Raw genomic sequence first — 10,884 nt, 5'->3', positions numbered from 1 at the left:
CGCCGCGCGCCGCAGACGGCGGCGCGGCGCCGAGGACGCCTGGCAGGCCGCGGTGCGGACGGCCGCGCGCATCGCCGACGAGGCCGGGGAGATCGCCGTGGAGCGGGTCGCCCACCGGCCGCAGCGCGGCGAGCTGGCCAGGGCGGGCGGCGGGGACGCCGGGGAGAACATCGCCAACGACGCGTATCTGGTGCCCGCCGACCGCGCCGAGGACTTCCGCTCCCGCGTCCTGGCCGCCGCCGAAGGCCAGGAGGGGGTGCGGGTCGAGGTGACCGGCCCCTGGGCGCCGTACTCCTTCGCCCTCCCGCCCGAGCCGGCCGCCCACCGGGAGACCGCGTGAGCACCGCGCTGGACGAGGAGGACACCCGGGCGCTCGCGGGCCGCGAGGTGGCGTTGATCGACATCCTCGACCGGCTGCTCCAGGGCGGGGTCGTGCTGGCCGGGGACCTCGTGCTGTCCATCGCGGACGTCGATCTCGTACGGATCGACCTGCGCGCGGTCATCGCCCCCGTCGACGCCGAGTACCCGGCTCCCCCGCTGCTCTGACGGACGCCACTGCCCCGATCGGAAGGAACCCCCTCCGCATGTCAGCCACTCCCGACCGCCCCACCCCCGCCCAGCGCCTGCGCACCGACCCGGACTCGGTGGAACGCGATCTGGCCCAGCTCGTGCTGACCGTGGTCGAGCTGCTGCGTCAGCTGATGGAGCGCCAGGCGCTGCACCGGGTCGACAAGGGCGATCTGACGGAGGAGCAGGAGGAGCGGATCGGGATGACGCTGATGATCCTCCAGCAGCGCATGGAGGAGATGTGCGACCGGCACGGTCTGCGCATGGAGGACCTCAACCTCGACCTCGGCCCGCTGGGGACCCTGCTGTCCCCGGCGGGCCAGGCGTAGGGCGGGTCCGCGGGCGACGCCTCATCCGCACCATCTGCCCCTCAAGGCGCATTCGACCGCCTCCCAAGGCCGTCCCGTCACATTCTTCCCTGGACCAGAATCGGCAGTGGTTCCCGAACCCGAAGGGAAGATCATGCGGTACGGCAATGCCTTGCGAGAAGAGCTGACATCTCCTCGCACCACACCGCTCATCGGCATCTACGACATGTATTCGGCGTCGATCGCGGCCCGCCACTACAACGGCTTCTTCGTCTCCGGTTTCGGATTCGCCGCATCGTACTACGGACTGCCGGACATCGGATTCATCGCATGGCCGGACATGGTGAACTTCGTGGAGCGGCTGCGGCTGGCGTTCCCCCGGCACCATCTGCTCGTGGACATCGACGACGGCTATGTGGACCCCGAGGTCGCCTGCCATGTGGTGCAGCGGCTGGAGCGCGGCGGCGCGTCCGGGGTGATCCTGGAGGACCAGAAGCGGCCGCGCCGGTGCGGACACGCGGACGGCAAGCTGGTGCTGCCGCTCGAGGAGTACCTGGAGAAGCTCAACCTGGTGCTGAGCAGCAGGAAGGACATGCTCGTGGTGGCGCGCACGGACGCCACCGAGGAGGCGGAGATCATGCGGCGGGCCGCCGCGCTGGCGGAGACCGACGCGGATGTGGTCCTCGTCGACGGGGTGCGCAACGTGGAGTGGATCCGCCGGATCCGTACGGTCGTCGGCGACAAGCCCCTGCTGTTCAATCAGATCGCGGGCGGGAAATCGCCCCGGCTTTCGCTTTCCGAGCTGACGGATCTCGGCGTCGATATCGCGATCTACAGCACCCCGTGTCTTTTCGCCGCGCACGGCGCGATCGAAGGTGCGCTGGTCGATCTGAAAATGGCGGACGGCCGGCTGCCGGACACCCGGGAGACCGACTGCATCGGCGTGAAGGGGTCCACGGAACTGCTGGAGGGGAACATCAGCAGGCATCACGCCGATCACCATCCGGCCGCGGTATGACCCGCGGATTCCGTTCCGTATCGCCCACGCCTTTCCGGCCCGGTACCGGCCGTCACCGAAAGCCGGAAAAAGAGAGCGGCTTTACCCGAGTGTCCGCCAGGGGAATCGTCCTCGCGGCCACCGCGGGCGTGCTCTGCGGCGGCCAAGCCGCATGGCCCGCAGCGTCTCAAGCATCCGCCGCATCGGGGCCGTGCCCGGGCGCATCCGACGAGGAGCCGGAGGAGCCCGCGCCGGTCACCGGGTCGCACATCGGCCTGGTGGTCATCGACAACGTCGGCATCGACAACATCGGCATCGACAACTCCTCCGCGGACTCCTGGCTGGAGATCGACCGCACTCTCGACACGCTGCTCCTCAGCGCGGGCACGGCAGGCAGCGATCACGAGGGCGGAAGCGGTGATTGACGTGAAGTCGCGGTCCTGGCCATGGCCGTGGTCATGGCCGGGCCGGTTGAGGAAGGCGGTCGACCCTTACGTCGCCGCCCTCCTCGGCACGGTCGCGCTCGCGGCGCTGCTGCCCGCCTCCGGGCGGGCGGCCGGGGCGGTCGAGGGGGCCGCGGACGTCGCCATCGGACTGCTCTTCTTCCTGTACGGCGCCCGGCTGTCCACCCGGGAGGCGGTGCACGGCCTGCGGCAGTGGAAGCTTCACCTCCTGGTGGGGGCGAGCACCTTCGCCCTGTTCCCGCTGCTGGGACTGGCCCTGGGCGGCCTGGCCCCGTTCCTGCTCACCGACCGGCTCTACACCGGCGTTCTCTTCCTCTGCGTCGTCCCCTCGACCGTCCAGTCCTCCATCGCCCTCACCTCCACCGCCCGGGGGAACGTCCCGGCCGCCATCTGCGCCGGTACGTACTCCAGCCTGGCCGGAATGGCCGTCACACCGCTGCTGTCGGCCTGGCTGATCGGTTCCCGGGTCAGCTTCTCGGCCGACGGACTGCTGAGCATCGCCACGCAGCTGTTGCTGCCCTTCGTCGCCGGGCAGTGTCTGCGCCGCTGGATCGGGGAGTTCACCGTCCGTCACCGGCGGGCGCTCGGGCTGCTGGACCGCGGTGCGATCCTGCTCGTCGTCTACACGGCGTTCAGCCGGGGGATGACGGAGGGCATCTGGCAGCAGGCCACTCCGGTGCGGCTGCTCGCCCTGCTGAGCGTGGCCGCGACGCTGCTGGCGGTGGCCCTCGTCACGACGTCGTACGCCGCGCGGCGCCTCGGGTTCGGCCGGGAGGACCGGGTCGCCCTCGTCTTCTGCGGCTCCAACAAGAGCCTCGCCACCGGGCTGCCCATGGCCGCGGTGCTGTTCGGTGACGCGGCGGGTCCGGTGATCCTGCCGTTGATGCTCTACCACCAGCTCCAATTGATGGTGTGTACAATTATCGCGGCCCGATGGGCCCGCCTCTCCTCCGGGTCAACGCCCCTGACCAGCACACATACCCCGACCCCCCTAAAGGTCCGCCTTTCAACCTCTTGGTATCGTGGTTTTTAGCGGTGTCACCCACCGCGAAGCACGACCAGTGAGGAAGCAGTACTCATGAAGAGCGATCTCACCGAAGCGGAGGCGTCCGACCCTGCCTCTTCCGCAGGCGCGGCGACCCGGTGGAACCCGAACGGCCAGACCTGGGAAACCACCTCGCGGGGACGCGCCATCCTCAGCGACCCCCGGCTCAACCGGGGCACCGCGTTCACCGAGCCCGAGCGGGACGCCCTCGGGCTGACCGGCCTGATCCCGGCCCAGGTCATGACCCTGGAGCAGCAGGCCACCCGCGCCTACGCCCAGTACCGGGCCAAGGCCACCGACCTGGACAAGAACGTGTATCTGCGGTCCCTCCAGGACCGCAACGAGGTGCTGTTCTACCACCTGCTCGGCGAGCACCTCAGCGAGATGCTGCCGATCGTGTACACCCCCACCGTCGGCACCGCGATCCAGCGCTACAGCCACGAGTACCGCCGCTCCCGCGGCGTCTACCTCTCGGTGGACGCCCCGCAGGACATCGAGCGTTCGCTGCGCGCCAGCGGCCTGGGACCCGAGGACGTGGACCTGCTCGTCGCCACCGACGGCGAGGCCATCCTCGGCATCGGCGACTGGGGCGTGGGCGGCATGGACATCTGCATCGGCAAGCTCGCCGTGTACACCGCCGCCGCCGGAATCGATCCCGCGCGTGCGCTGCCGGTCGTACTGGACGCGGGCACCAACCGCCAGGAACTCCTCGACGACCCGCTCTACCTGGGCAACCGTCATCCGCGGGTGGACCGCGAGACGTACGACGCCTTCATCGCCGAGTACATCGCCGCCGTCGGCCGCGTCTTCCCCGACGCGCTGCTGCACTGGGAGGACTTCGGGTCCGGCAACGCCCGGCGCATCATCGACACCTACGGCGACCGGGCGCTCACCTTCAACGACGACATCCAGGGCACCGGCGCCGTCAACCTGGCCGCCGTGCTCTCCGGCGCCCGCGTCACCGGTGCGCCGCTGCGCGACCACCGCATCGTCATCTTCGGCGCGGGCTCGGCCGGGCTCGGCATCGCCGACCAGCTGCGCGACGCCCTGATCGCCGACGGGCTCGACCCGCAAGAGGCGTCCGACCGGTTCTGGTGCGTCGACCGGCACGGCCTGATCACCGATGACGCCGAGGGGCTCGACCACCACCGGCGGCGGTACGCCCGGCGGGCGGCCGACGTCACCGACTGGCACCGGGACGAGCAGGTCGGCGGCATCGCGCTCGCCGAGGTGGTCCGCCGCGCCCGGCCGACCATCCTCATCGGCACCTCGGGCCAGGGCGGCGCCTTCACCGAGGAGATCGTGCGGGAGATGGCCGCCCACACCGAGCGGCCCGTCATCCTCCCGATGTCCAACCCGACCCCGCTGGCCGAGGCCAAGCCCGAGGACCTGGTCCGGTGGACCGGCGGCCGGGCCCTGATCGCCACCGGAAGCCCCTTCCCGCCCGTGACCCATGACGGGGTCACCCATGTCATCGGGCAGGCCAACAACGCCCTGGTGTTCCCCGGTCTCGGCCTCGGCGCGATCGTCGCGCGCGCCACCCGGATCACCGACGGGATGCTGCTCGCCGCCGCCGAGCGGATCGCCGAGATGATCGACTCCGGCACCCCCGGCGCCCCGATCCTCCCGCTGGTCGACCAGCTGCGCGAGACCTCCGCCGCGGTCGCCGCGGCCGTCGCCCGCGCCGCCGCGCACGACGGAGTGGCCCGTACGCCCATCGCCGACGACCAGCTCGACCGCACGGTCCACGAGGCCATGTGGAGCCCGGTCTACCGCCCGATCCAGCCGGTCTGACGACTCGTACACACCGGCTGAATTGGGGACTGGACCATGTCTTTTTCACATATTTTCACCATCGTCGTGCCCGTCTTCCTCGTCATCGCCCTCGGTTACGGGGCCGGGCGGCGCATGTCGTTCGGCGGCGGGGGCGCGGACGCGCTCCGGGTGCTCACGATGGAGTTCGCCCTCCCGGCATCCCTCTTCCTGGGCATCGCGAACACCCCGCGCCACATCCTGCTGAGCCAGGGCCCCCTGGTGGGGATGCTGGCCCTCGGACTGCTCGGCCTGTTCGGGCTGATCCTGCTGGGCCTGCGCGCCATTGGGCGGCTGCCGCTGCCGCGGGCGTCGATCCTGGCGCTCGCCTCCGTCCAGCCGCAGTACGCCTTCATGGGCGTCTCGATCCTGGGGAACCTGTTCGGCGAGGCCGAGGCCGCGATCCCGATCGCCATCGCGGGCATCCTCGTCAACGTCATCCTCGATCCCCTCGTGCTGATCCTGCTCAACCTCGGCCACCCACACGCCGCGGAAGCCACCGCGTCGGCGTCCGCGCCGTCCCGCGTCCTGGTGTCCGCGGGCGGCGGGCCGGCCGCGGCCGAGGAGGAGCGGGACGGCGACACCGGGGCGGCGGCGACCAGGCCCGTACCCACCTGGGTGAAGGTGCTCCAGCCGCTGCGCAAGCCGTTCGCCTGGGCCCCGCTGCTCGGGCTGGTCATCGCGCTGGCCGGAGTGCGTCCGCCCGAGATGATCGAAAGCTCGCTGACGCTGGTGGGCCAGGCCGCCTCGGGTGTGGCGCTGCTGTCGGTGGGCGTCACCCTCGCCCGCGTCGGCATGCCGCAGCTGAGCCCGGGGTCCATCGCGATCGCACTGACCAGCGTGGTCGTGCTGCCGCTCAGCACGTATGCCCTCGGCCTGGTGCTGACCGGTCACGAGGTCGCCGCGGAGACGGCCCTGATCCTGGCGTTCCCCGTCTCCCCCGTGCCGATGATGCTCGCGTCACAGCACGTCAAGAGCGAGGAGCACCGCATCGCCTCGTCGGTGATCATCAGCATCGTGCTGGCGTTCGTCTCGCTGCCGCTGATCANACCGCATCGCCTCGTCGGTGATCATCAGCATCGTGCTGGCGTTCGTCTCGCTGCCGCTGATCATCAACCTGACCAGCTAGCGGGCGCCCAACCCGGCCCGCCGGTACGCACTCAGGTCGCGTACCGGCGGGCCGGGGCACATAGGTCACCGTGCTACAAAGAGGGACATGTCTCCAGCGCAGGGATGGCTCCGTTGAGCGCGATCAGCATCGGCCAGGCCGTGGTCCTCGGCGTCGTCGAGGGGGTGACCGAGTTCCTGCCCGTCTCCTCCACCGGCCACCTCAAGATCACCGAGGGGCTGATGGACATCCCGGTGGACGACAAGGCCGTCGTCGCCTTCACCGCGGTCATCCAGGTCGGCGCCATCGCCGCGGTGCTGCTCTACTTCTTCAAGGACATCGTCCGCTTCGCCCGCGCCTGGGGCCGGGGCATCGTCAACCGGGAGCTGCGCGAGCGGCACGACTACAAGTTCGCCTGGTGGGTCATCTACGCCACCCTCCCCGTGGTGGCCGTCGGACTCGCCGCCAAGCCCCTGATCGAGGGGCCGCTGGCGTCCCTGTGGGTGGTGGCCGGGTCGCTGATCGTGGGCAGCGGGCTGATGTGGGCGGCCGACCGGCTGGGCCGCCACAAGCGCGGCGAGGACGACACGTCCCTCAGGGACGCCATGCTGGTCGGCGGCTCGCAGATCCTCGCGCTGCTCTTCCCCGGCTTCTCCCGCTCCGGGGCGACGATGTCCACCGGGCTGATCCTGGATCTGGACCGGCTGGCCGCCACCCGGCTGTCGTTCTTCCTCGGCCTGCCCGCCCTCACGGGTGCGGGGGTGTACGAGCTGAAGGACGCGCTCGGCGGTGGGGTAGCCGCGGCGCCGCTGGCCGTGGGCACGGTCGTGTCGTTCGTCGTGGCGTACGCGTCGATCGCCTGGCTGCTCAGGTTCGTCGCCAAGCACTCCTTCAACGCCTTCGTGATCTACCGCGTCGTCGTGGGCGTCCTGCTGTTCGGCCTGCTGGGTACGCACGTGCTCACGCCCTGAGCGTGCGCGAGGCCCCGGGCGGTCGCCCGGGGCCGTTCGCATGGAACAGGGCTGTGAGCTACTTCAGGCCGATGGTCGCGCCGGGGCCCAGCGGCAGGTCGAATCCGTAGAAGATCCCCAGGATCGCCAGCCACACCGCCATGAACGGCACGACGAAGATGGCGAGCCGGGAGATGAGGGTGCCGAGCCGGGCTTCCGGTTCGTACTGGCGGACCATCGCGAGGATGAGGAAGAGGTACGGGTTCATCGGTGTGATGACCCCGGTGGCGGAGTCGCCGATGCGGAACGCGGCCTGACTGAGCGCCGGGCTCATGCCCATCAGCATGAACGCCGGCAGGAAGACGGGGGCGACCAGGGACCACAGGGCGGACCCGGAGAGGATGAAGAGGTTGAGGCACGAGGCCAGCAGGACGAACGCGACGATCGCCCAGAAGCCCGTCACCCCCGTGGCCTTGAACAGCGCGGCGGCCTTCACCGCCAGCAGCACCCCCACGTTGGACCAGGTGAACAGCGCGATGACCTGGGCGGCGAAGAACATCATGACGATGTAGCCGGACATGTTCTTCACCGAGTCGGTCATGGCAGTGGCCACGTCCTCCGCGCCGGTGAGCTTCCTGACCGTGAAGCCGTAGGTGATCCCGGCCAGCAGGAACGCGAAGAAGAGGACGGGGACGATGCCGTCCAGCACGGGCGAGGGCACGAAGGCCCCGCCCTCACCGCGCAGCGGGGCCCCGGGCGGCAGCCAGAGCGCCAGGACCACGGCCAGATAGCCCGCCACGACGAGACAGGTGGCCACCAGGCCGCGGCGCTGGACCGGAGTGAGGGTCAGGTCCTCCTGCCCGGACTCACCGTCGGCCGGCTCGTAGGTGCCCTCGTACGGGCCGAGGCGCGGCTCCAGGACGCGGCTGATGAGGAATCCGCCGAGCAGCGCGAGCACGATGCTGCTGGAGGCGGTGAAGAAGTAGTTGATGAGCAGGTGGATGTGGAGCCCCTCGGCGGCGGGCAGCACCGCGGCCGCCTGCTGGGTGATCCCGACGTACAGGGCGTCGAGGGAGCCGATGGTGAACCCGGCCGCGTAGCCTGCGGTGACGCAGGCGAAGCCGCCGATGAGACCCGCCACGGGGTGGCGTCCGGCGCTCCTGAAGACCATGGCGGCCAGCGGCGGGAGCACGATGGCCCCGACGTCGCTCATCATGTGCGCCTGGCTGGCGATGAGCGCCACCGCGTACGGGAGGGCGGCGCGCGGTATGCGGGCCAGGGTGGCCCGCATCACCGTCTCCAGCAGGCCGGTCTTCTCCGCGAGCCCGACCACCATGATCAGGACCACGACGGCGCCGATGGGCGGGAACGTGGCGAAGTTGGGGATCAGGTTCTCCAGCAGCCAGCGCAGCCCGGTGCCGGTGAGCAGTCCCTCGATGTTCTTGGTGTCGTCGGTGCCGGGGACCTTCACCGAGACGCTCATGGCGGAGAGCACGGTGGAGACGACGGCCAGCAGCGCGAAGAGCCCGGCGAACAGGACGACGGGGTTGGGCAGGGCGTTCCCCGCCCGCTCGATGAGGGAGAGCACCCGGTCGAGCCCGCGGGGCTTGCCGTTATCCGGGGACTTGCCGTTCTGGGCGGGGATTCCGGTCAGCGATGCCATCAGGGTCGCGCTCCTTTCGTGGCTGCTGGGAGCAGGAGGTCCTTCTTGACCGCGCCGTCCTGGACGACGCACAGGATGTTGGCGGGGTCGCCGAGGACGGCGATGTCGGTGAGCGGGTCGCCGTCGCACAGGATCAGGTCGGCGGTGCGGCCCGCGGTCAGGGTGCCGAGCCGGTCGTCCACGCCGAGGAGTTCGGCGGCGGTGCGGGTGCCGGCGACGATGGCGGCCATGGGGTCCATGCCGAGGTCCACCAGGTAGCTCAGCTCCCTCAGGTTCTGGCCGTGCGGGCAGACCGCGGCGTCGGTGCCGAGCGCGATGCGGGCGCCCTGCTCGATGGCGCGGGCGATGTTCTCCTTGGTGATGCCGGACCAGCGGGTCTTCTTCTCGTAGTGGAAGGGCGCCATGGTGTCCTTGTTGATGCCCGCGTACACGGTGGAGAGGGTCGGTACGACGAAGGTGCCGCGCTCCCCCGCCATCTCCAGGGCCTGGTCGTTCAGGCCGTAGCCGTGCTCGATGCTGGTGACGCCGCCGCGGATGGCGTTGAGGATGCCCTCGGTGCCCTGGGCGTGGGCGGCGACCGGCTTGCCGCCGTGCCGACGGCACTCGTCCACCACGGCCCGGATCTCGTCCTCCAGCAGCCCCTCGTCCTCCGGCTGGTCGTAGGGGCTGCCCATGCCGCCGGTGGCGCAGATCTTGACCAGGTCGGCGCCCGCGCGCAGCACCTTGCGCACGGCGAGGCGGGATTCGTCCACGGTGTCGGCGATCTCGGACATCGAGCCGCCGCTGAGGTCGGTGCCGTCGGGGAGGCGGACGTCGGCGTGGCCGCCGGTGTGGCTGATGATCCGTACGGCGGTGTGCAGCCGGGGGCCGGCGATCCGTCCGCTCTCCCTCGCGATGCGGTAGCCCGCGGAGAGTCCGCCCAGGTCGCGGGCGCTGGTGATGCCCGCGTCCAGGGTCTGCCGCATGCGCGCTGCGGTGTCGAACGTGACCAGCACGGGGTCGAGTTCGCCGCGGCGGCCGGGCGGGGAGGCGTGGGCGTAGGCGAGGTGGGTGTGGCAGTCGAAGAAGCCGGGGAGGACGGTGCGGCCACCGGCGTCGATGACGCGGGTCCCGGCCGTGTCGCCACTGGGCGCGGGGGGCGCGGTGGCTGCGGGCCCGGCGTAGGTGAGGGTGCCCTCGGCGTCACTGATCACGACGGCGTCGGTCACGGGGGACGCCCCGGTGCCGTCGATGAGGGTCGCGTTCTCGATGCGCAACGCGGTCCGGACGGTTTCGGGGGCCAGCTGATCCTTCATGGACCGGATTCACTCCTCGCGTGCGGTAAACAGGTAGGCAGCAGTGTTGGGCCGACGTGTTTTCCGCGTGCTACGGTGCAGCATTCCATCGAGAATCGGCCACGACGCGCAGGAATCAGCCGCCCATGGATACGCAGTTTTCCGCCGCGCAACCGCAGGGCGAACTGGATGAACTGGACCGGGCCGTGGTGCACGCCCTCCAGATCCACCCCAGGGCCCCGTGGACGCTGGTCGGCGACGTCCTCGGGGTGAATCCGGTGACGGCCGCCCGGCGCTGGCACCGGCTGGAGGACGCGGGCCTGGCCTGGGTGACCGCCTATCCGCGGCTGTCCGACGCGCGCCTCGTGGTGACCGCCGTGGTGGAGATCGACACCGAGCCCGGGGTCGGCGAGGAGGTGGCGGAGGCCCTGGCCGCCGACCCGGCGGTGGCGAACGTCAAGCTCACGGCGGGCAGCCGGGACCTGGTGGCCACCGTGCAGACCACGGGCCTCGACGCACTGGCGCACCTCAGCACCGTGCTGTTCCGGGGGCGGCCGGGGGTGCGGGCGACCCGCACCCATGTGGCGACGGCCATGCCGACCGAGGGCAGCCGGTGGCGGCTGCGCAGCCTGGACGCGGCGCAGTGCGCCCGGCTGGAGGCGGCGGCCTGCCCCGCGCCCGACGCGGCCCGCGGCA

Annotated in this window: 11 protein-coding genes and 1 pseudogene; 10 read left to right on the top strand and 2 right to left on the bottom strand. The window is 71.0% G+C overall.

Going from position 1 to position 10,884, the window contains the following annotated elements; all coding sequences use genetic code 11:
- The 9 genes and pseudogenes from EEJ42_RS22765 to EEJ42_RS22725 form a co-directional block, all read left to right on the top strand.
- On the top strand, positions 1-340 hold a 340-nt coding region (locus tag EEJ42_RS22765; RefSeq protein ID WP_184503215.1), incomplete at its 5' end, for a GvpL/GvpF family gas vesicle protein.
- The gene (locus EEJ42_RS22760) at positions 337-546 is read left to right on the top strand and encodes a gas vesicle protein (protein WP_123102343.1); all 210 of its coding nucleotides are present in this window, start codon (positions 337-339) and stop codon (positions 544-546) included. The genes EEJ42_RS22765 and EEJ42_RS22760, both read left to right, overlap by 4 nt.
- Entirely contained in the window at positions 543-896 is a 354-nt protein-coding gene (locus EEJ42_RS22755; RefSeq protein ID WP_246097230.1) for a gas vesicle protein K, read from the top strand. The genes EEJ42_RS22760 and EEJ42_RS22755 overlap by 4 nt, the downstream gene beginning before the upstream one ends.
- Positions 897-1,029: 133 nt before the next feature.
- A complete protein-coding gene (locus EEJ42_RS22750; RefSeq protein WP_123102339.1) occupies positions 1,030-1,893 on the top strand; it encodes an isocitrate lyase/PEP mutase family protein in 864 nt (287 codons plus the stop codon).
- Positions 1,894-1,982: 89 nt separating this feature from the next.
- Positions 1,983-2,297, top strand: coding sequence for a hypothetical protein (locus EEJ42_RS22745; RefSeq protein WP_246097198.1), 315 nt, complete (start codon positions 1,983-1,985; stop codon positions 2,295-2,297).
- 46 nt (positions 2,298-2,343) lie between these two features.
- Positions 2,344-3,369, top strand: coding sequence for a bile acid:sodium symporter family protein (locus EEJ42_RS22740; RefSeq protein ID WP_342778311.1), 1,026 nt, complete (start codon positions 2,344-2,346; stop codon positions 3,367-3,369).
- A 45-nt stretch (positions 3,370-3,414) separates the two neighbouring features.
- Positions 3,415-5,175, top strand: a complete 1,761-nt coding sequence (locus tag EEJ42_RS22735; protein ID WP_123102333.1) for an NAD-dependent malic enzyme — start codon at positions 3,415-3,417, stop codon at positions 5,173-5,175.
- A 36-nt stretch (positions 5,176-5,211) separates the two neighbouring features.
- Positions 5,212-6,228: pseudogene (locus EEJ42_RS22730) on the top strand (AEC family transporter); the annotation flags it as partial.
- Positions 6,229-6,435: 207 nt separating this feature from the next.
- A complete protein-coding gene (locus EEJ42_RS22725; protein ID WP_123102345.1) occupies positions 6,436-7,272 on the top strand; it encodes an undecaprenyl-diphosphate phosphatase in 837 nt (278 codons plus the stop codon).
- A 58-nt stretch (positions 7,273-7,330) separates the two neighbouring features.
- Here the strand turns inward: EEJ42_RS22725 and EEJ42_RS22720 are convergent, their stop codons facing one another.
- Both EEJ42_RS22720 and EEJ42_RS22715 read right to left on the bottom strand, forming a co-directional pair.
- Positions 7,331-8,914 (bottom strand): AbgT family transporter, encoded by a 1,584-nt coding sequence (locus EEJ42_RS22720; protein WP_123102331.1) that lies wholly within the window; start codon positions 8,912-8,914, stop codon positions 7,331-7,333.
- Entirely contained in the window at positions 8,914-10,209 is a 1,296-nt protein-coding gene (locus EEJ42_RS22715; protein WP_123102329.1) for a metal-dependent hydrolase family protein, read from the bottom strand. The genes EEJ42_RS22720 and EEJ42_RS22715 overlap by 1 nt, the downstream gene beginning before the upstream one ends.
- A gap of 125 nt (positions 10,210-10,334) precedes the next feature.
- On the opposite strand from EEJ42_RS22715, the gene EEJ42_RS22710 reads away from it, so the two are divergent.
- A partial coding sequence (locus EEJ42_RS22710) for an Lrp/AsnC family transcriptional regulator (protein ID WP_246097196.1) occupies positions 10,335-10,884 on the top strand: 550 nt, incomplete at its 3' end.

This window comes from Streptomyces botrytidirepellens (assembly GCF_003721215.1).
GTDB lineage: Bacteria > Actinomycetota > Actinomycetes > Streptomycetales > Streptomycetaceae > Streptomyces > Streptomyces himastatinicus.
The sequence above is the reverse complement of the archived record's forward strand: the minus strand, read 5'-3'. Positions and strand labels throughout refer to the sequence as shown.